Below are 21,404 nucleotides of genomic sequence, written 5' to 3'. Positions count from 1 at the left end.
ATATGACTTAAAAATGAATATTGATATCAAACTTCACAAAGGTGATTTACCAGATGATTTGGATTTAGGCAATGTAATAGCTATCGATGGAGAATTCATGGGTCTTAACGTGAGACGTGATCCTTTATGTTTAATACAGGTTTCTACAGGTAATTCTGACGCGCATATAATTCAACTAGATAGATCAAATTATAATGCACCAAACTTAGTTAAATTATTGAACAATAATAATATTTCAAAAATTTTTCATTATGGTAGAGCTGATATTGCACATATTAAATATTATCTTAAAACTGATACTAACAATATTCTTGATACTAAGATTGCCTCTAAATTAGCTAGATCATATTCTGATAACCATTCTTTAAAAACATTAATTAAGGAATTTATAAACATAGATATTAATAAACAATTTCAAAGTTCAGATTTTGGAGGTGAATTAACACCCGCTCAAATGAAATATTGTGCAAACGATGTTATTTATCTCCATAAAATTCATGAAGAGTTGAGCAATATTTTAGAAAGAGAAAAAAGAATTGATTTATATAAAGATTGTCTTAAATTTTTAAAAACAAGAGTTGAACTTGATTTGGCATTATTTAAAGACGATATTTGGTCCCATTAAATGAAAAAAAAAAATTTTATAAAAATTGGTAAAAATGTAATTAATTTAGAAATTCAAGCATTAAATATTTTAAAAAAAAATCTAAATAATTCATTTAATTTAGCTGTTGAACAAATTGTAAAATGTCAATCTAAAGTTATTTTGTGTGGAGTTGGAAAAAGTGGTCTTATTGCAAACAAAATATCTGCAACTTTATCATCAGTTGGCACACCTTCTTTTTATTTATCAGCAAGTGATTCATCTCATGGAGATTTAGGAAGTATTTCTAGAAAAGATATACTTATTTTGATCAGTAATTCTGGGGAAACAAATGAATTAAAAAACATAATCCAATACGCTAATAGAAATAAAATTTTGCTAATTGGAATAGTTTCAAAAAAAGATTCAGTTCTTTACAGATCTTCTGATATTAAATTATTAATACCGAAAGTAACGGAAGCAGGTAATATAATTCCAACATCAAGCACAACATCTCAATTAGCTTTAGGTGATGCACTGGCTATTGCAACAATGAAACAAAAAAAATTTAACAAAGTAGATTTTAAAAAGATTCATCCTGCTGGAAGTTTGGGTGCTCAACTCAAAACTGTTGAGGATATTATGTTGAGAAATAAGGCTATTCCATTTGTTAATGAAAATTTAAAAATGAAAGAGGCATTAAAAATTTTAAATAAAAAAAAACTTGGTTTTTTACTTGTTATAGATAAAAAAAAATTAACAAAAGGTATAATAACTGATGGTGAATTAAGAAGAATTAGTCAAAGAAAAGAAAATTTATATAATCTTTCAGCAAAAGAAGTTATGACAAGAAACCCGATTGGGATTGATAAAAATGAACTTGCAGCTAAAGCTCTTTCACTAATGAACAATAAAAAAATCACATCACTATGTGTGTATAATAAGGAAAACAAACTTAAAACAATAGGTGTATTGCATATTCATAATATATTACAATCAAATATATCTTAAATGAAAAAAAATTTTGTTTTAAGAATATTTATTATCGTTATAATTTTTTTTTTCTTATTAATTATTTTTTTTAAAGATAAAAGTGAAAAACCAACAATTAATGATCAAGATACAAAAAATATTGAGGAAGATATAGAAAACTCAAATATAATTAAAGATGTAAGTTATATTTCTAAAGACTCCAGAGGAAATGAATATAGGTTACAGGCAGCAGAAGGTGTAATAGATCAGAAAGAAAATAATTATATTTTTTTAACAGACTTAAAAGGAGTTATAAGTTTAGTAAATTACAATTTAATAGAAATATCTTCAGACTTTGGTAAGTATAATATTAAAAATTATGATACTATTTTTTCAAAAAATGTATTAATTACATATTTAGACAATAAAATAATAGGAGAGTATCTTGATTTTTCATGGGATAATAATTTAATGATTATTTCAAAAAACGTTACTTTAAAAAATGATAACACCTCACTTAAAGCTGATGTAATTGAATTAAATATTAAAACAAAAGAAGTAAAAATTTTTATGTATGAGGAAGACAAAAAAGTAAATATCAAATCTTTAAATTAAAAATGGCAATAATTAAAAAATTTAGAATAAAATCATTTAAAAAAGTAAACACAATTATTGAATTTCAAAATGTTTCTCTTGCTTATGGGAACAGACTAATTTTGGACAATATAAGTTTTAAAATAAATGAAGGGCAAATTTTTGGAATGTTGGGTCCTAATGGTGTAGGAAAATCAACAATTTTTAATCTTATAACGGGGTTGATCACTCCAAAGCATGGAAAAATAAAAATAAACGGAGAAGATGTATCGAAATATCCTGTTTATTTAAGAACACAAAAATTCAAAGTTGGATATGTACCTCAATATGGTGGATTTTTTAATGATTTAACGCTTCATGACAACCTTAAAGCCATAAGTGAAATAGTAATAAAAGATAAAAATTTGAGACAAGAAAGAATAAATTATTTGCTTGCAAAATTTGAAATGGAAAATATCAAAAACATTAAGTCAAAATTTTTATCTGGAGGACAAAAAAAGAAATTGGTTATTTCACTATCCCTTTTAGGAAATCCCAAAGTATTACTTCTAGATGAGTGTTTCGCAGCTTTAGATGTATTGACAATTAAAATGTTGCAAGAGATTATCGTTAATTTGCAGCAAGAAAACCAAATAACCATTTGTATTTGCGATCATCAAGCTAGAGATTTATTAGCATGTGTTGATGTGGCAATGATATTGAGCAATTGTAAAGTAATTGCTCAAGACACACCATCTAACCTTGTTAAAGATATTGATGCAAAAAATGCCTACTTTGGAAATAGTTTTAAATTTAATTAACTTTAAATGCCCAATAAAATTATTATTAGAAAGAAGATAAATAATTTTAATAAAAAAATTTTCATTCCTGGAGATAAAAGCTTGAGTATCAGATGGGTATTAATTTCATCACTCTCTAAAGGTGTTTCAAAAGCCCAAAATCTTTTAATGTCAGAAGATGTTATGGCAGCCTTAAAAGCTATAAAAACACTTGGAGTGAAAGTTGTATATAACAGTAAAAAATGTAAAATTTATGGTGCCGGTGTAAATGGTTACAAATATAAAAAAGGAATTATTATAAATGCAGAAAATTCAGGAACCCTAGGAAGATTAATTCTTGGACTTCTAGTTGATACCCCAGAAAAAATTAAGTTAATAGGTGACAAAAGTTTATCAAAAAGAGATTTTAAAAGAGTTGCAGATCCATTAAGTAAATTTGGTGTTGATTTTGTTCTGAAAAATGGCCATGGTTTACCTTTAACTATAAAAGGTTCACAGAAATTAAAACCAATCAAATTTTTCGAAAAAAAAGGTTCCGCTCAATGTAAAAGTAGTCTCATCTTTGCGGGTATTAAAGCTCAAGGTAAAACAATAATAAAGGCAAAAAAGTCTAGAAATCATACAGAACTTTTATTTAAGTATTTAAAATTACCAATTAAAGTTAAAAAAAATAAAAATTTAGATCTAATTGAAATAAAAAGAGTAAAAGAAATAAAACCGATTAATTATAATATCCCCTCAGATATAAGTTCTTGTGCTTTTTTTATTGCCCTTACAATTCTTTCAAAAAAATCGAAATTAACAATTAAAAATATAAACGTAAATCCTACACGTATAGGAATACTTACCATTCTAAAAAAAATGGGAGCAATAGTTTCATTAAATAATAAAAAGTTTTATAAAGGAGAGCAGATCGCTGACCTAGTAATTAAAAGTCCAAAATTTTTAAAATCAATAAATTGTCCAGCTAGTTTAAATAGCAGTGCAATTGATGAGTTTTTAGTTATTTTTTTAATTGCAGCAAAAGCGAAAGGAATTTCATATTTTAAAAACTTAGATGAGTTAAATAAAAAAGAAAGTCCAAGGCTTAAATGGGGTTCAAAAATTTTAAAATTAATGGGCGTAAAAGTTATTGCTACAAAAAATACCATTAAAATATTTGGAAATCCAAATCTAGAGGTAAAAAAAAAAATTATAATTAAAAACTATCTCAAAGATCATAGAGTTTTCATGACAAGTGCAATAGCAGCTTTAACTTTTGGTGGTGAATGGCATATTCACGATAAAGATTCTATTAAAACATCATTTCCTACATTTTTAAAAACTATAAATAAATTAAAATATGAAACGTAGAAAAAATATTATAAAAATTGCAATTGACTCACCTGCTGCTGCTGGTGCAGGTACGTTGGCAAAAGCTATTTCAAAACATTATAATCTTTTATATGTAGATACTGGCAAGACTTACAGAGTACTAGCCAGAGAAAAAATTAATAATCCAAAAAAATTTAATCTTACTTTTGTGAAAAAAAAAATAAATAAACTTAGAATTAAAGATCTGAACAAAAAAAATTTACTATCTAATGAAGTTGGAACTGAAGCTTCAATAATTGCCAAAAATAAATCTATTAGAAATTTAGTGCATGAATTTCAATTAAAATTTGCTTACAGTCCACCAAAACGATATTCCGGATCCTGTCTTGATGGAAGAGATATAACTTACAACATTGTGCCAGATGCTGATTTTAAATTTTTTATAAACGCAAATGTTAGGACTAGAGCTCTAAGAAGATATAAGGAGTTAAAAAAGTTAAAAATGAAGATTTCCTTTAAAGAGGTACTAAAAAGTATTAAATTACGTGATAAAAGAGACTATACAAGAAAAATAGCGCCTCTAAAGAAAACTAAAGATTCAGTATTGATTAACACAACAAATTTATCTAAAAGAGCGTGTTTTTTAAAAATAAAAAAAATTATAGACAAAAAAATTAAGAATTAATGGAAATTTATAAAAGTCTTTCAGATCCTGCCACTAAAGAATTCGAAAAATTATTAAATTCTAAACTCTCTAAAACACAAATTGAAGAAGGTAAAATTATTGAAGGTAAAATTAATAAAATTACAGATAAATATGTATTTCTTCACTGTGAAGGACTTAAATCTGAGCCAGTTCTAGATATTAATGAATTAAAAAGTATGGGTTTATCTGAAAAAATAAAAATTGGTGAAACTATTCCAGTTCTATTGGAAAAAATTGAGGATAAAAATGGTGAAGTTTTAGTTTCAGCTAATAAAGCTCAAAAAATTAAAGGATGGGACAAACTTGTTGAAGCCTACGAGAAGAATGAACCCATTATGGGTAAAATTACATCGAAATGTAAAGGTGGATGTATCGTGGAACATATAGAAACAGGTTCTCTGATGTTTTTACCAGGCTCACAAATAAGTGACAAGCCTTTAAAAGATATTAGTCATTTAATGAATGAGCCTCAAAAATTTGCTTTAATCAAACTGGATAAGGTCAGAGGGAACGCTTGTGTTTCTAGAAGAGAAATTATTTCGTCTTTTAAAAAAGAGGATAAAGCAAAAATAATTGAGAAATACAAAGTTGGAGATATTATTAAAGGTGCTGAAGTGAAAGGCTACAGTACGTTTGGATGCTTCTTCAATGTTAATGGTGAATTGGATGTGTTGGTTCATTTACAAGAAATTTCCTATTCAAGAGTGAATCATCCTGATGAAGTATTTAATATTGGTGAGAAACATGACCTTAAAGTCATTTCAGTAGATAAAGAAAAATTACAAGTTGGATGTTCAGTAAAACAATTGTTACCTGATCCATTTGAAAAAATCGACAATTATGAATTAAATAAAACTTACAAGTTTAAAGTAATCAAGCTGATGGAATTTGGTGCATTCTGCGAACTTTCTGAACTGCCCGGACTAACTACTTTGCTACATTCAAGTGAATTGAGTTGGAATAAAAAGAATAACTCAGCGAAAAAAATGTTTAAAGTAAATGATGAAATAGATTGTGTTATTACTGAAATAGATAAAGAAAAGAGAAGAGTCGCAATATCTCATAGATTAACATTTGAAAATCCATTTGAAGTTTTTGAAAAAAAATACCCTGTAGGAACAATTGCTGAGGGTGAAGTTGTAAATAAAAATGAATACTCTTTATTTGTTAAAATTGGAGATTTAGAAATAGACACTTTCTTACACAGTAATGATCTAACTTACACTAATGATGGTGAACAAGAACTAAATAAATATAAAAAAGGTGATAAAATTAAAGTAAAAATTTTAGAGATTAAAACAACAGAACAAAAAGTTAGAGTTGGACTAAAACAGACACAGCCAGATCCATTTGATTGGTTTAGTGACAAAAAAGTAAAACAAATAATTACTGTTAAAATTGTTTCCACAGATAACAAGGGTTTAATTGTAAGACCAGAGGGGTGTGAGATGGATCTGCCTATTAAAAAATCCAATATTGCGATTAACGCTGCAGATACAAGACCTTCAAGATTTACTGGTGGGGAAAGAATTGATTGCGCGATTTTAGATTTAGATCTAGATAAAAGAAAAGTGACTTTGAGTATAAAACTTTTAGAAGAAATAGAAAAAAAAGAAGCTTTGGAAAAATATGGGGCTGAGGGATCAGGCAAAAATCTACCCTTTTCATCTTTATCAGAGGATCTAAAAAATAAAGAAAAAAAGAAAGATTAAATAGATAGTAAATTGGCTATTGTAAAATCAGAGCTTATCAAACAACTTAAGAAATCTTATCCAAATTTTTTAACTCGAGATCTGACTAAAATCATAGATATAGTAATAAAAGAAATAAAAGTCAGTCTTAAAAGAAACGAAGGAGTGGAGCTTAGAGGTTTCGGCACTTTTCGAACAAATATCCAAAAGGCTTCAATAAGAAGAAATCCGAAAACTGGAGAAAAAGTAAGTGTACCAAAAAAACAAACAATCAAATGGAAAATGTCTAAAGACTTGTTTAAAAAGTTAAATAATGAAAAAGAATAAAATTTTTGTTGCTTGTGATACTTCAAATTTAAATGAAATAAAAAAAATAATTAATCAAACTAATTCAAAAAAATTAAAAATAATCCCTAAATTTGGCCTTCAATTCTTTTATTCGAAGAATGGACGAAAATTTTTAGAAAAATTTAAAAAAGATTTTTGGTTAGATTTAAAAATAAATGATATCCCCCAAACTGCATTATCTGCTATTGACAGCTTAAAAGATTTAAAAAAATGCAAATATATAACAGTCCATGCGAATGGTGGTCTGGAAATGCTTGAATCAATAAAAAAAAAGGCAAAGAAAATAAATAAAAATTTAAAAGTTTTAGGAGTTACAATTTTAACAAGTTTAAACAATAAGTCTCTTAAAGAGATAGGTCATACAAAAAATGTAAAACAATTAGTATTAAAACAAGCAGCATTAATTAAAAAAACAGGATGTGATGGTATAGTTTGTTCTGCTCAAGAGGCCATGATGGTTCGTAAAAGATACAAAAATTTACTAATCATAACTCCGGGAATAAGATTGCCTGGTGATAGTTCAAATGATCAAATGAGAATTATGACACCTAAACAAGCTTTCAAAAATAAAGTTTCTGGTATTGTTATTGGAAGATCTCTTACAAAAGGTAATATAAAAAATAATACCAAAAAACTTGCTGATCATTTAAACAAATGATCAAGGGTTGTAAGATTTGTGGAATAAAAGATTCTGATACTTTAAATTATATAATAAATCATCCCTACCCTCCAAAATTTATTGGCTTCATTTGTAATTACCCAAAAAGCTCAAGATATGTGGAGCTTAAATCTCTAAGAAAATTATTAAATGTTAAAAAAAACAAAAGTGAGTTTGTTGCTGTTTTAGTAAAACCTAAAAGTAAGATTTTAGAAGAAATAAAAAGTTTACCTTTTGATTATTACCAATTATATGACTGCTCTCCAGATGAAATTAAAATTATAAAACAAAAATATCAAAAAAAGATTATTTCAGCTTTAACAATAAAAGATAGATCTGATGTTCTTAGGTATAAGTCATTTGCTGACGTAACTGATATTTATTTATTTGATAGTAAAGGTTATGAAAAAAGTCAGGGCTTTGACCATAACTTGATTAAAAATATCAAATTAAACAGGGAATTAATGCTAGCTGGTAATATAAAATTCGATGATAATCTAAAAAATTATGAGAAAATTTCTAATTATTTAGATTTATCTGGAGGCTTGGAAACTTCTGGATTAAAAGATACATCCAAAATAAATATTTTTTTGAACAATTTGAATAAATTAAAAAATGAAACTTAAAAAAAAAATTCCTCTAATTGACCAGCATGATCGTAATGGTTTTTGGGGTGGTAAATTTGGAGGAAGTTTTATTCCTGAAACTTTAAAAAAACCTGTAGAAGATCTAACGCAGGAGTTTTCAAAATTAAGAAATGATAAGAAATTTTTAAAAAAAAGAGATTATTATTTTAAGAATTATATAGGATCGCCCACACCATTTGTAAAATTAGATAATTTATCTAATCATTTGGGTGGTGCTCAAATATGGGCAAAAGTTGTATCAGAGGCTAATGGTGGTGCTCACAAAATATACAATGCAACTGTTCATGCCTTAATTTGCAAAGCTATGGGAAAAAAATATATAGTTGGTGACACTGGTGCTGGTTATGCTGGCAAAATGTTAAGTATGGCCGCAAAAAAATTTGGTCTCAAATGTAAAATCTTCATGGGTGCAAAAGACATCAAGAGGCAAAAACCAAATTGTGATGCTATGAGAAAAAATGGTGCTGAAATAGTTCCTGTATATTCAGGCAGTCAAACCTTAGTAGATGCAGTCAGTGAGTGTATGAGATATTGGGTATCAAATTGTGACACTACACATATGTGCGTTGGAAGTACAGTTGGTCCAAATATATTTGTAAAAATTTGTGGATGGAGTACAGCACAAATTTCAAGAGAATTAAAAATACAAATTAAACAAGAATTCAAAAAAATCCCAAAAAAAATTAAATTAATTAATTGCGTAGGTGGTGGAAGTTCAGCATATGGTTTTTGGAGTGAATTTATAGATTTTAATAAATCACAAATAGAGTTAATTGGTGTAGAAGCTGGAGGTCCAAAAAAATCAAAACTCCATGCTGCTCCTTTAAGTAGAAATGCTAAAATTGGAATTTTACATGGTGCAGCTTCTTATGTTTGTCAAAATAATGAAGGTCAAATTAATGATACTGAGTCAATTAGTGCTGGATTAGATTACCCTGGGGTCAGTCCAATACATTGTTTTTTAAAAGATACAAAACGAGCTAGATACACTTATGCAACTGATGAAGAAGCACTAAAAGCTCATGTGATTGTAACTAAATTTGAAAAACTGAATCCAAGTTTAGAACCTAGTCATGCATTTGCAGAAGCAATTAAAATTGCTCCAAAATTAAGTAAAGATACAATTATAATCGTTAACTCTTGTGGTGATGCTAAAAAAGATAGAGATATCTTAAGAGAAAGGTTGGGTAACAATTAATGAATTCATTAATCAGCAAAACTTTCTCAGCTGTAAAAAAAGAAAATAGACCAGCTTTACTGACATATACTGTTGCTGGAGATAATACTAAAAAAAAATCTTTAAAAATATTAAAATCAATTTCGAATTATGCAGATATTTGTGAATTAGGTTTTCCACATAACACTCCCATAGCTGATGGAGGACAGATACAAACTAGCGCCTATAGAGCAATTAAAAATGGTATCAAAATTAACGATGTATTTTTAATTGTAAAAAATTTCAAAAAAATTAAAAAAGATAAACCAATTATATTGATGGGTTATTACAATATGATTTATCAATATAATGAAAATAAATTTTTAGAAAAATGCAAAAAAACAAAAGTTGATGGTTTAATAGTTGTTGATTTGCCATATCCTGAAAACAAAAATTTCGCATCAAAATGTAAAAAGAAAGGAATTACTTTTATTCAGTTAGTTTCACCAACAACTTCTAATATAAGATTAAAAAAAATCATAAAAGATTCCCACGATATGATTTATTACATAAGTATGTTATCTACCACAGGTGGAAAACTTAAAGTGTCTCCTAAAAAAATATTAGAAAAATACAATGAAATAAAAAAACAAAATAAATCAAAAAATGTTGTAATTGGCTTTGGCATTACAGAAAAAACAATCAAATCTCTTAAAAAAGCTGATGGTTTGGTGGTTGGTAGTTCAATTTGCAAGGAAATAACTAATTCTATAAAAAGAAGACAAAATGCTGTCACAAATGTTACTAATCTGGTTAAAAGATTAAAAAATAAAATTAAATGAACTGGATTACAAAAATAATCAAAGCAGGCGAAAAGATAAAATCAGCTATTCACAAAAGAGCAACAAAGGAAGATATTGCTAATAGTGATTGGACTTCATGTTGTAAAGGTCCAATTTTAAAAAAAGATTTAGAAGAAAATTTATGGGTTTGTCCTGACTGTAATAAACATCATAGAATTAAACCAAAACAAAGATTCGATATATTATTTGGAAAAAATAATTATGAAATTTTTAAAACCCCAATACCAAAAGATGACCCTTTAAATTGGACGGATTCAAAATCATATAAAGATAGATTAAAGGCAGCTAGAAAAAAAACTGGGTTAGAATGTGGAATGATGGTTGTTAGTGGATCAATTAATGATATTAAAATTACTGCAGTAGCATCTGACTTTGATTTTTTAGGGGCCTCGATGGCTGCAGCAGAGGGTGAGGCTTTTTTATATGGTATTCAACATGCAATAGAAAACCAAACCGCTTTTTTATGTATAAGTGCTGGAGGGGGGATGAGAATGATGGAAAGTTTGATTTCATTATCTCAAATGACCAGAACAACTTTAGCTATAAATGAACTTAAAAAGAATAATCTTCCTTATTTAGTTTGCTTAACAGATCCAACAGCTGGGGGTATAACAGCATCCTATGCTATGCTAGGTGATATTCATATAGCTGAACCCGGAGCACTAATTGCATTTGCAGGAGCAAGAGTAATACAGGGAACAGTTAAAGAAGAATTACCTGAAGGCTTCCAAAAAAGCGAATATGTTGAAAAAACTGGTTTTGTTGACTTGATAGTTGAGAGAAAAAATCTTGCTCAAAAAATTGGAACTTTATTATCAATATTGTTAAAGAAAAATTCTGCTATAAGCACTGAAGAAAATGAAATTACAGAAAATACTCAGTCGCTTTCTAAAGTTGCATCCTAAGGAAATCGACCTTAGTTTAGATCGAATAAAAGTTCTTTGTGAAAAATTAGGTAATCCTCAAGATCAAATTAAAGCAATATCTGTAGTAGGCACTAATGGCAAACATTCTACAATAAATGCAATTTTTTCGATTCTAAAAGAAGCAAAAATAAAATGTAATGTTTACACAAGTCCTCATATTCAAAGAATAAATGAAAGATTTGTTTTTAATAATCAAGAATTAAACGATGAAAAATTAGCTAATCTTTTTGAAGAAGTTGAAAAAATTAATGATAATCAAGAAATTACATTTTTTGAGATTTTGTCAGCTTGTTATTTTTATAAAGCAGCTAAATACCCAAACAACATTAATTTAATCGAAGCAGGCTTGTTTCATAGATTTGATGCTACAAATATACTTAAAAATAATTTGGCAAGTATTGTTTGTTCAATAAGTAAAGACCACCTCGATTGGTTGCCAAAAGGTCAGCAAACAATTGAAAAAATTGTATTTGAAAAAACATCATCACTACTAAATTCGAATATAATTATATCTAAACAGAACTCGATAGAAACGACAGATCTTATTAAAAAAACAATTAAGAAAAATTCATCTAAAAAATTATATTTTAATGAAGATTTTAGCTTTTCCGATGGAGAAAATGATTTCTTTTATTATGAAGACAAATTTGGTGGTTTAAAACTTCCAACCCCTAGTATTCTAGGACAGTTTCAGCTTGAAAATATATCAACTGCAATTGCAACGGTTAGACTGTTGGATTTCAATATCAAAGATGATGATATTAAAAATGGATTAACAAAAATTAAAAGCTTAGGTAGACTTCAAGAAATAAAATCTGGAAAATTAAAAACACTGGTAAAAAACAATCAATTAATAATTGACGGGAGTCACAATGAAGACGGGGCAAGAGTTTTGAATGAATATCTCCAAACTTTAGATTGTAGAAAACATGTAATTTTAGGGATGATGGCTAATAAAAATCATGAAAAATATATAAGTCATTTTAAAGATATTTCCTCTTTAACGACAATTGATATACCAAATCAACCTAATGCAATAAATGGAGAAGAATTAAAAGAAAAATTAAAGAACATTCAAAATGTTAAATATAAGAGAAATATTGAACAAGCTGTTAAATCAATACCATTAAAAGAAAATGATCTAATAATTATTACTGGATCTTTGTATTTAGCAGGTGAGATGTTAAATTTGAATTAGATGTTTTTCTCCAAAAACTCTTTCATATTACTCTCTGGAACTCCACCAACTTTTCTATCTACTTCAACACCCTTTTTATAAATAATTACTGTTGGAACACCTCTTATCCCAGCTGCACTTCCAGTATTTATTCCACCATCTTCAATGTCAGCATAATAGAAGCCTGCCTTACCTTTGTACTCATCGGCTAATTTATCCATAATCGGCTTTAAAGCTTTACAAGGGCCACACCAAGCTGCACTAAATTGGATTACTGAAACATCTTCATTTTTGATTTTACTATCAAAATCTTCGTCTTTAAAATCTGTAAGCATATAGTCTATCTATAATTATTATCATTAAAGTCAACTATGCTATTTCGTATTTTTTTTCAATCGACATAATAAATTGGTTAATTTCATCTAGTTTTTTTAATTCTTCTTCATCATCTCTATTTGAAGCTTGGTCTCTTAAGTAATCTATTTCCGTATAAGCCATATTAACTGTTTGCCATTTTTCTTTATTCTTGCTTAAAATTCTTCTAGCAATTTCACTTTTAATGTTTTTATACAAATCTGGTGGTAAAATTTGTGGAGCTTCTTGGTAGATAATTTTTTGACCAAACCAACTACATCTTTTGTCTTGAAACTTATCTAATAATCTCAACTTATCCTCCCATGATGAACTGTGCCATGTTTTAAATAAAGCAGTATCTTTATTAGGTATAAATTTTTCATATAAAGTTTCCTCTGGTAATAAATCTTCTTGGGTTTTAGTTTGTTCTTTTTCCTCTGCTGCTTCTCTGTGAATAGTTTGAATATTTTTACAAAAATTTTCACTATTTCTCACTAAATGTGCTCTCTTTTCAATTGTTTCTAAATCTAGATCTGAATATGGCTTTTGTTTTAATGCGAACTGTTTATCTAAAACTACTGGGGCTTTATTGGTTTTCAAAACTCTTAAAGCTTTTGGACTCATTTTTTTTAAAACATCCCTAAGTTGATTAACAGGTAAATTTAATAAAGGTTCTGGATCTCTACGACAGTCCCACAAATATCCCCAGGAAGCATAGGACGGATGAAAGGAATGCTTGGGGTGTAATGAGCAACCAAGATACATCATATTTCTTCCCTTTACGTTTTCAAAAATAGAGTAAATCCCCTCATTAGTTAAAAGTGTTTCTACACTTGATTTTGTTGATGTCTTTAAAAATTCTTCCCAATTTTCTTTATGTTTATCTTTGATTATCCTTAAAACCTTTAAAGCAGTGTATGCATCATGGTAAGCTGTGTGTTGTTGAGAAGTATCAAATCCTTGCATTCTAGCTAATGCTTCTAAAGCTAGACTTGGATTTCCAGCCTCCGTTAATTCTGTTTTCAAAGTTTCAGGATTTAAAGTTTGAGCTGCTCTTGCAATATGTAAACCATCATGTTCTTTATTTGGTGATGAATGGGTAGCATATGGGTATCGATTTCCTTTGAAAAAATTGAAATGAAACATCCTTCTATCAAAATTCAAATTTGACCAACCCATAAACATGGCCGGAGCACATTTTGTAAAAAAATTCTCAACTGCACCTAAGAAATCATAATGTGAATAATTACCCTTAGTTAACAAATCTATGCTTGTTGAGTTAACAAGTAACGCTTTGGCTGAAGGAACTTCCCCTTCCGGCATACGCCCCCTGATATTTAATTTTCCAATTTCTTTTAAATTCTTGTCTACAACTACTGCCCCAACCTCAATTATAGAACCCCAAATAGTACTATTGGTTGTTTCAGTGTCATAAATTACAATTTTATCCATTTTTTTTAACCCAAGTTATTCATTTCATTAAATTTTTTTAATCTACCTAAAAATAAATTTTGATAAGTAATTAATTCAGGGCCTTGAATTTTAAATTCTTGAAATAAATTATCTACTGTACAAACAAGAATTACACAAGCTGTGATATTTGAATTGTAAACAACATTATGTGCTAAAGAATAAGCTGCAGTTTGTAAAAACCATGAGTCTATGTATTCAGCTTTTTTTGGTTTATTAGATTGTTTGAAATCAATTATTGTTTCTTTCCCCTCATACAATCCAATACAGTCAGCAGTGCCAGCGAATTTATCAGGCATATATACAACGGATTCTACACCAAATATTTCTTCTAACCTATCCTTCAAGCCTTTTTCGATAATTTCTTTAGCCATCATCTTGTATTGTTCATTATCATTAAAGAAACTTAAGTTTTCTCTTCCTAATAAAAATGACTCTAGATAGCTATGCATTTTTGAACCTCTACTGCTTGCAGCTTTTACTATTGCTTCACTTTCTTTAAATCCTGTCCGTTCTCGCCAATTTGCTAAAGCAGCCTTATCCTCTTCAGATTTTGTTGCATCAAGTATTGAAGTTACACTTGGTAATTTTTTTTCTCCTAAAACATATCTTCTTATTCCATCTTCTGTAGCTCTTGATGATGTAGGGTAATTGTATTTCTTATTCCAACGCATTTGATTTCTTATAGTCGGTATTATCTTAAAAAAGAAATTATTTTTTAAGCTGTTTATTTCTTTCAACAAATTTCTCAACGTTCTCTGTCAGTACAGCTTTTTCAACTTGCTCGGGATCTTTTATATTTTCTAAAGTTCTAGTTATTGATCTTGCATCTTTTCCAAAACTATCAACAACCGTCATGGCCTCTTCAAGTTTTTTTCTTAATTTATAAATATTATCAAAATGACTAGAAAATCTCGTACTTATAGTTTTTAAATGATCATAAATCTCTGTTGCGTGTTTTGAAATTTTAAGAGACTGAAAGCCCATGTGTAAAGACTGTAAATAAGCCGACAGAGTATTTGGGCCACAAATTACTATTTTATATTTTTTCATTAATTCTTGGGTTAACAACTCCTTAGTACTTGGGTCTTGATACTCAGTTAATTCTTTATAAAGACTTTCTGTAGGAGCGTACACTATTGCAAAATTTGAGGTTTTAGGTGGAACAATATATTTCTCCATGACACTTTTTGCTTTAGCCTTAAATGCACTTGCTAATTTTGTTCTAGCATCAGCAACAGTTTTTTTATCATCTGCATCATATGCATCAGTGATAGCTTTAAATTTTTCAACTGGAAAATGAGAGTCTACTGGAACCAAGACATCTCCTTGGAGCTTGATTGCAAATTCTACGTTCTCGCTGGTATCCTCTTTCATTTTAACATTGGTCATAAATTGAGATGCTGGTAACAAATCTTTAATTAAAGCATCCAAAGAATATTCAGCCAAAGTTCCATACTTTTTAACCCCAGCTAAAATTTTAGTAATCCCCTCCTGGCTTTGATTTAACAATTTTACTTGTTCATTAAAGTTACCAACCTTCTCATCTACTTTTGTTAAAGCCTCAGTCATATCTTTTGTAACCCCGGTTGATAAAGAGTTAAATGAAGTGGACATCGAGCTTAAGGATGTATTGATTGTAGAATTAAGACTATCTTTTAACCTCACTATTTCAGTATTTAAATTTGCTATTTCGTTATTATCTCTGTCCGCTTCTTTAGTTTTAGATTTAATATTTAGATATAAAATAGCTAATGTTGCTATAAACATTAAAATTAAAATTATTAGTAAAATTGTGTCCATGATTCGTAACTTATATTATAAAGATAAATTAGTTAGAAAGTAGTCCTATCAAGTTTTTTAATCCCTTTTTCTTACTATTTTTCTTTGAAATAAAAATACATGCTTGAGACTTTAAGATTTCTCCATCTTTCAAAATACGTAAATTATTTGCCCTAAGTGTTTCACCAGAAGATGAAATATCTGTAATTAATTCAGATGAACCAGTAAAAGGATATGCTTCAGTCGCTCCCAAACTATCCACTAATCTAAATTGAGTAACACCTTTTGAAAACAAAAATTCTCTAGTTAAATTGGGATACTTCGTTGCAACTCTTAATCTTTTTTTCTTTTTATCTCTAAATTCAAAAGCAATTTCTTCAAGATCAGCTATCGTTTGAACATCGATCCAAGGATCTGGAATAGCCACTACTAGATTAGCATTTCCGAAATTAAGTTTTTTTACGACACTTATCTTATTCTGAATATTAATTTCACTTTCTTTTAATAAATCAAAACCAGAAAAACCGATATCTAAAGAACCGTCCCCTAATCTCTCAATTATTTCTCTTGCATGTAAATATAAAATTTTAATATTTGATTTATTTTGTATTGATCCTATTAAATCCCTCTCTCCACGTTCAGAAATAAGATTTAATTTTTTTTCACTAAAAATTTTTAAAACATCTTTTCTTAATCTCCCTTTGCTAGGTATTCCTATGTTTATAATATTTTTCATAATTAATTATTTAGATTAAGTGCAGCTCCTACTGCTGGGATTTGTTTTTTTGATCCAAGATCAGAAATTAATTTGTCATAACGACCTCCATTACAACAATTAATTATTTTTGACTTTGATTTGATGTCTATCTTAAAAACCATTCCAGTGTAATATTCTAATTGTCTACCAAATGCACTTGAGAAAATTACATTGAGTTTAGAAACTTTATTTTTTGAGATTGGAAAATATTTTTGATCAACAACAAGATTAATTTTATATTTCTTAAAAAATTTATTCAGTTCATTTGCAGCTTTATTTATTGGACATTTAATTCTTAAAAATTCCTTAATAATTTTTGAAACATTTCTACCCTTACTTGTCTTTCTTGGATCTTTAATCTTTTTATCAAATCGTTCTAAAATTTCTTTTATTGTTCTCCCTGCAACGATAGATAATTGATCATCTTTTAACATTTTTAGATAACGTCTTTTATCAACCTCAACAATTGTTGGGTCTACATCAGAATTTGTTTCTAATCTTTTAAGTAAATCATTAAAATAATCTTCTCTCCAAAAATGTCTTGAAAGCCTTAGTTTCCATCTCTTTGGTATATCTAATTTGGAAATTAGAAGATTAAAAATTTCTACATTGCCAACGGTAAGGGTACCTGATGAATATTTAAAATTTTTTAGTGATTTTAAAGAAGTGTTTACTATTTCTTTATCATCATTTTTTTCATCTTGTGACCCTATGATCTCAAAGCCAACTTGATCTCTAATTATAGAGTCTTTTTTATTTTGGGACTTTCTATAAGCTTGACCACTATAAAAAATTTTTTCTTTACCTTTTAAATTATTTTCTAAATATCTTAAACAAGATACAATTGTTAAATCTGGCCTAAGACATAACTCACTTCCATTCTGATCATTGAAAGAGAAGATAAACTTTCTAAAATTTTCTCCTGATCTTTGAACGATATGATTTGCCTCAACTACAGAGGGTAAATCAATATATTTAAAACCATTAGATTTTACGGACCTAAGGATTTTTTCAGATAAGTTTTTTGACTTCATCAATTAAATTTGCTTTTGGAAATGTTTTGTTGTTTTCACCCTTAACACCTTTAAGATTTTTTATAGTAACTGTATTTTCTTTGAATTCATTTTCACCACATATTATTGCTATATCTAACTCACGTTTATTTGCTAAAGTTAATTGCTTGCCTAAATTTTTCTTTGTATCTAAAAAAATTTCAGCATTTATATTGTTATTTCTTAAAAGGTCTAAAATTTCATAATAATTTTTTAGATACTTTTCATCCATTACACAAACTAAAACTGGTTTTTGACTATCCACTTTTATTTGATCCAATTGTATTAAAGCAAATAACAACCGATCAACTCCGAAACTAATTCCGGTACCTGGAATATCTACACCTTTAAATCTCGAGATTAATTTTGCATAAGCTCCTCCAGAACAAACACTGCCTATATCAACTTCTTTACCTTTGTTATTTGTAACTTTAAAATTTAGATTTGTTTCAACAATGAAATCTGAATAATAGGCTAATCCTCTAACAATTGTAAAATTAGATTTGACCTGATTTAAATTTGAACCGTAACCCAATACTTCAAATACTTGCTCTAATTCGTTTATGCCTTCTTGAGATAAAGGATTTTTTAAAGTTTCTTTTAATTCTTTTAAATCTTTAATTTTAAGAAAATTAAGTATTTGAGAAACTTGTTCATCATTTAAATCTGCACCCTTAGTGATTGCACCACTTTTATCTTTTCTCTCTTTTTTAAGAAGATCTTCAACACCTTTTAAACTAAAACCTGGTTTATCTAATTTATCAATTGCCCTAATCACTTTTAATTGTTTATCTTCTGATATTTCTAAATCATCAATTAATCCTTGAACTATTTTTCTATTACTTATGTTAATTGAAAATTGATCTTTTTTTAGACCACAATCTAACAAGGTACTCGATATTAAATTACAAAGCTCTGCGTTTGCTTGAGCAGGATTAACATTTCCCACTATATCAAAATCTGCTTGCATAAATTCTCTATACCTTCCATTACCAGCCTTCTCATTTCTAAAAACATTTTGAATAGCATATCTTTTAAAAATTGATGGAAGTTCTTGATTATTTTGAGCAACAAATCTAGCTAATGGACTTGAAAGATCATACCTAAGAGTGATATTTTTTTCTCCATCTTGAAATGAAAATACATCAGACATAGGATTAGCTTCATCTTCTGCCAAAAAAGAACCTATATTCTCACTGATTTCAAACGAAGGGGTTTCCAGAGCTACTGCTCCGAATTTTATAAAATTTTTCTCAATAGCTTTTAAAAGCTTTTTTTTGAGAAGTAGTTTTTTATCCCAACGATCTTCAAATCCTGAAGGTAATCCAGGAATTAATTTATTTTCTTTATCCATTTTTTGGTACCTTGGGTAGGTTCTGCCCCTACGATTTCGGATCCACAAACCGACGTGATACTATTTCACCACCAAGGCTCCTTATATTGTTATTATCTTATTTTTAGTGGATTTAAAATTATAATATAAAAGATTTAATGCTAGCTTTAGCCAGCATGGAAATGATTATGCACACCTCTGTTTGTTCCTTTAAGAGTAATTCCTAAAGTACACAGGCAAATAAAATAGGTATTTATATTTTTAATCATTGAGTGCTTTTTAGACAAAAAATAATATTATGCAACCCCTAAAACAAAAGGACACATCTCTACTTTTGTAGATATTGTGTCCTTTTAATAATTTTTTAAATTAATCTAATTTTTTTAAATTTACTGCTGAAGGGCCTTTTGGACCATCTTCAAGGGTAAACTCAATTTTATCACCCTCATTTAAAAATCTCATTCCTGCAGCTTTGACAGCACTTGCATGAACAAAGGCATCTTTTTCTTTGTCATCTCTTTCAATGAAACCATAGCCTTTTTTACCATTAAACCACTTTACTTTTCCTTGTATTGTACTCATTTTTTTTTTTAGTCCTTTTGTTATTTATTATAGAACAAAGTTAATTTCTTTTTCATTAATTTCAAGTTGTTTTGATGGTGCCTCGGGAAGGATTCGCACCTCCGACACAAGCCTTTTCAGGGCTCTGCTCTACTCCTGAGCTACCGAGGCAAAATGATCAACCCCTAAAGATTATTCTACCTTTTGTGAGGTCGTATGGTGTCATTTCTACTGTTACATTATCACCTTGTAGTACTCTAATTCTATTTTTTCTTAATTTGCCAGCTGTATGGGCTGTTACAATATGACCATTTTCTAATTGAACTCTAAACATAGCGTTAGGCAATAAGTCTGTAACTTTGCCTTTGAATTCAAGTAAATCTTGTTTTGACAAATTTATTTTCTCCTAATTCTTTTTTTTACAGATTGAGCATGTCCTACTAAACCTTCATAATTTGCAAGAGTTATAACTGATGGCCCGAGACTTTCAATACCCTTTTTTGATAAGTTTATATATGAAATTCTTTTATAAAATTCATTAACACTAATTCCACTCGAATATTTTGCAGAACCATTTGTTGGCAAAACATGGTTTGATCCAACATTGTAATCTGTCATTGCCATCACAGCATATTTACCAAGACAGATGGAGCCAGCGTTATTAATTTTGGGAATAAATGATTTATAATTCTTAATATTTAGCTCCAAATGTTCTGGTGCAATCCTATTAATTAAATCTATAATTTTTTTATCTGAATTTAAGTGAATTAAAATTCCATTATCATTTAAACTTTTTCTTGCAATTGAAGATCTAGGTATTTGATTAAGCTGAATTGAAATTTCTTTTTTAACATTTTCAATGAATTTTTTATCTTTTGAAATAAGTATGCATTGCGCAAGATAATCATGTTCTGCTTGACCAATAAGATCACTTGCAACCCACTCTGGATTTGAAAATTTATCACAAACTATTGTTACTTCAGAAGGGCCTGCTGTCATACTTTCAATACCAACATCTCCAAAAACTTCTTTTTTAGCAGCAGCAACATAAGAATTACCAGGTCCAACAATTTTATTTACTTTTTGAATTTTTTTTGTTCCATAAGCAACAGCTGCAATTGCTGATGGTCCACCAATTGAATAAATTTCATTTATTTTACATTTTTTTGCTGCGTAAAGGACTGCTGGATTTTGTAATCCTTTATAACCTGGATTAATCATAATTATTCTTTTTACACCAGCAATAACTGCCGGGATAGCATTCATTAAAACACTAGATGGATAAGAAGCTGTTGAACCAGGAACATAAATTGCAACCGATTCTAATGGCAGATATCTATATTCTATCTTATTTTTTAATTTATCTGTGTAAGAAATATTCTTAAATTTTTGTAGCGAATGAAATTTATAAATTCTATCATAAGCAATATCAATAGCTTGCTTAACCTTTGGGTTTAATGATTTTATTAACTTTTTAATTTTGCTTGAACTCGGAATAATTGTTTTATTCTTATTAAATTTTTTCTCATACTTTATTATTGCTTTATCACCATTTTTTTTTACATCTTTAATGATATTTGTGACAGAAGCTGAATTTGATCTAATTTTTTTTTTTCTTTCTGAAAGTAAAAAAATTAATCTGTTCTCAAACGTATTTTTTTGACCATCTAATATATTCATA

24 protein-coding genes and 1 tRNA gene are annotated in these 21,404 nt (G+C 28.4%); 14 read left to right on the top strand and 11 right to left on the bottom strand.

All coding sequences use genetic code 11. The annotated features are described in order from the left end of the window. Positions 1 to 13 precede the first annotated feature (13 nt). From ACTTAV_RS00280 to ACTTAV_RS00215, 14 genes are read left to right on the top strand one after another with little or no spacing between them, the layout of a single operon-like run. Positions 14 to 625, top strand: a complete 612-nt coding sequence (locus ACTTAV_RS00280; RefSeq protein ID WP_440669425.1) for a ribonuclease D — start codon at positions 14 to 16, stop codon at positions 623 to 625. Then, entirely contained in the window at positions 626 to 1,594 is a 969-nt protein-coding gene (locus tag ACTTAV_RS00275) for a KpsF/GutQ family sugar-phosphate isomerase (RefSeq protein WP_440669424.1), read from the top strand. Then, the gene (gene lptC / locus ACTTAV_RS00270; protein WP_440669423.1) at positions 1,595 to 2,170 is read left to right on the top strand and encodes an LPS export ABC transporter periplasmic protein LptC; all 576 of its coding nucleotides are present in this window, start codon (positions 1,595 to 1,597) and stop codon (positions 2,168 to 2,170) included. A gap of 2 nt (positions 2,171 to 2,172) precedes the next feature. Beyond that, positions 2,173 to 2,949 (top strand): ATP-binding cassette domain-containing protein, encoded by a 777-nt coding sequence (locus tag ACTTAV_RS00265; protein WP_440669422.1) that lies wholly within the window; start codon positions 2,173 to 2,175, stop codon positions 2,947 to 2,949. Positions 2,950 to 2,955: 6 nt separating this feature from the next. Beyond that, positions 2,956 to 4,281 carry a 3-phosphoshikimate 1-carboxyvinyltransferase gene (aroA, locus tag ACTTAV_RS00260; RefSeq protein ID WP_440669421.1) on the top strand — a complete coding sequence of 442 codons (1,326 nt, stop codon included), beginning with the start codon at positions 2,956 to 2,958 and terminating at the stop codon, positions 4,279 to 4,281. Continuing rightward, positions 4,271 to 4,927 (top strand): (d)CMP kinase, encoded by a 657-nt coding sequence (locus tag ACTTAV_RS00255; protein ID WP_440669419.1) that lies wholly within the window; start codon positions 4,271 to 4,273, stop codon positions 4,925 to 4,927. The genes aroA and ACTTAV_RS00255 overlap by 11 nt, the downstream gene beginning before the upstream one ends. Beyond that, positions 4,927 to 6,660 carry a S1 RNA-binding domain-containing protein gene (locus ACTTAV_RS00250; protein WP_440669417.1) on the top strand — a complete coding sequence of 578 codons (1,734 nt, stop codon included), beginning with the start codon at positions 4,927 to 4,929 and terminating at the stop codon, positions 6,658 to 6,660. The genes ACTTAV_RS00255 and ACTTAV_RS00250 overlap by 1 nt, the downstream gene beginning before the upstream one ends. A gap of 12 nt (positions 6,661 to 6,672) precedes the next feature. Beyond that, positions 6,673 to 6,966, top strand: a complete 294-nt coding sequence (locus ACTTAV_RS00245; protein WP_440669416.1) for an HU family DNA-binding protein — start codon at positions 6,673 to 6,675, stop codon at positions 6,964 to 6,966. Then, positions 6,953 to 7,645, top strand: a complete 693-nt coding sequence (gene pyrF, locus ACTTAV_RS00240) for an orotidine-5'-phosphate decarboxylase (protein WP_440669414.1) — start codon at positions 6,953 to 6,955, stop codon at positions 7,643 to 7,645. The genes ACTTAV_RS00245 and pyrF overlap by 14 nt, the downstream gene beginning before the upstream one ends. Continuing rightward, entirely contained in the window at positions 7,642 to 8,271 is a 630-nt protein-coding gene (locus tag ACTTAV_RS00235; protein WP_440669413.1) for a phosphoribosylanthranilate isomerase, read from the top strand. The genes pyrF and ACTTAV_RS00235 overlap by 4 nt, the downstream gene beginning before the upstream one ends. Continuing rightward, entirely contained in the window at positions 8,261 to 9,490 is a 1,230-nt protein-coding gene (gene trpB / locus ACTTAV_RS00230; RefSeq protein WP_440669411.1) for a tryptophan synthase subunit beta, read from the top strand. Before ACTTAV_RS00235 ends, trpB begins: the two co-directional genes overlap by 11 nt. Beyond that, positions 9,490 to 10,290, top strand: coding sequence for a tryptophan synthase subunit alpha (gene trpA / locus ACTTAV_RS00225; protein WP_440669409.1), 801 nt, complete (start codon positions 9,490 to 9,492; stop codon positions 10,288 to 10,290). Before trpB ends, trpA begins: the two co-directional genes overlap by 1 nt. Beyond that, on the top strand, positions 10,287 to 11,216 hold the full coding sequence (locus tag ACTTAV_RS00220) for an acetyl-CoA carboxylase carboxyltransferase subunit beta (protein WP_440669408.1): 930 nt from the start codon (positions 10,287 to 10,289) through the stop codon (positions 11,214 to 11,216). Before trpA ends, ACTTAV_RS00220 begins: the two co-directional genes overlap by 4 nt. Beyond that, entirely contained in the window at positions 11,170 to 12,435 is a 1,266-nt protein-coding gene (locus ACTTAV_RS00215; RefSeq protein WP_440669406.1) for a bifunctional folylpolyglutamate synthase/dihydrofolate synthase, read from the top strand. Before ACTTAV_RS00220 ends, ACTTAV_RS00215 begins: the two co-directional genes overlap by 47 nt. Here ACTTAV_RS00215 and ACTTAV_RS00210 read toward each other — a convergent pair. The 11 genes from ACTTAV_RS00210 to hisD form a co-directional block, all read right to left on the bottom strand. Continuing rightward, on the bottom strand, positions 12,432 to 12,749 hold the full coding sequence (locus ACTTAV_RS00210; protein WP_440669404.1) for a thioredoxin family protein: 318 nt from the start codon (positions 12,747 to 12,749) through the stop codon (positions 12,432 to 12,434). The genes ACTTAV_RS00215 and ACTTAV_RS00210 overlap by 4 nt on opposite strands. Positions 12,750 to 12,783: 34 nt before the next feature. Further along, complete coding sequence (locus ACTTAV_RS00205) at positions 12,784 to 14,220, bottom strand: exonuclease domain-containing protein (protein WP_440669403.1); 1,437 nt, start codon at positions 14,218 to 14,220, stop codon at positions 12,784 to 12,786. A 5-nt stretch (positions 14,221 to 14,225) separates the two neighbouring features. Continuing rightward, the gene (locus tag ACTTAV_RS00200) at positions 14,226 to 14,912 is read right to left on the bottom strand and encodes a hypothetical protein (protein WP_440669402.1); all 687 of its coding nucleotides are present in this window, start codon (positions 14,910 to 14,912) and stop codon (positions 14,226 to 14,228) included. A 37-nt stretch (positions 14,913 to 14,949) separates the two neighbouring features. Then, positions 14,950 to 16,041, bottom strand: coding sequence for a DNA recombination protein RmuC (locus ACTTAV_RS00195; protein WP_440669401.1), 1,092 nt, complete (start codon positions 16,039 to 16,041; stop codon positions 14,950 to 14,952). A 28-nt stretch (positions 16,042 to 16,069) separates the two neighbouring features. Continuing rightward, positions 16,070 to 16,759, bottom strand: coding sequence for an ATP phosphoribosyltransferase (gene hisG / locus ACTTAV_RS00190; protein WP_440669514.1), 690 nt, complete (start codon positions 16,757 to 16,759; stop codon positions 16,070 to 16,072). Further along, positions 16,759 to 17,811: an ATP phosphoribosyltransferase regulatory subunit gene (locus ACTTAV_RS00185; RefSeq protein WP_440669400.1), complete on the bottom strand. Its 1,053-nt coding sequence runs from the start codon at positions 17,809 to 17,811 to the stop codon at positions 16,759 to 16,761. Before ACTTAV_RS00185 ends, hisG begins: the two co-directional genes overlap by 1 nt. Next, positions 17,789 to 19,183: a histidine--tRNA ligase gene (hisS, locus tag ACTTAV_RS00180; RefSeq protein ID WP_440669398.1), complete on the bottom strand. Its 1,395-nt coding sequence runs from the start codon at positions 19,181 to 19,183 to the stop codon at positions 17,789 to 17,791. Before hisS ends, ACTTAV_RS00185 begins: the two co-directional genes overlap by 23 nt. Before the next feature lie 348 nt (positions 19,184 to 19,531). Further along, positions 19,532 to 19,744 carry a cold-shock protein gene (locus ACTTAV_RS00175; RefSeq protein WP_440669397.1) on the bottom strand — a complete coding sequence of 71 codons (213 nt, stop codon included), beginning with the start codon at positions 19,742 to 19,744 and terminating at the stop codon, positions 19,532 to 19,534. A gap of 75 nt (positions 19,745 to 19,819) precedes the next feature. Then, positions 19,820 to 19,894: transfer RNA gene (locus ACTTAV_RS00170), tRNA-Phe, on the bottom strand. 7 nt (positions 19,895 to 19,901) lie between these two features. Further along, positions 19,902 to 20,117 carry a translation initiation factor IF-1 gene (infA, locus tag ACTTAV_RS00165; RefSeq protein ID WP_075519823.1) on the bottom strand — a complete coding sequence of 72 codons (216 nt, stop codon included), beginning with the start codon at positions 20,115 to 20,117 and terminating at the stop codon, positions 19,902 to 19,904. 2 nt (positions 20,118 to 20,119) lie between these two features. Then, entirely contained in the window at positions 20,120 to 21,403 is a 1,284-nt protein-coding gene (hisD, locus tag ACTTAV_RS00160; RefSeq protein ID WP_440669395.1) for a histidinol dehydrogenase, read from the bottom strand. Position 21,404 lies beyond the last annotated feature (1 nt).

This window comes from Candidatus Pelagibacter sp. HIMB1483 (genome assembly GCF_052048135.1).
In the GTDB taxonomy this organism is placed as follows: Bacteria; Pseudomonadota; Alphaproteobacteria; order Pelagibacterales; family Pelagibacteraceae; genus Pelagibacter.
Note: the sequence above shows the minus strand (reverse complement) of the source record. Positions and strands in the feature narration are given on the sequence as shown.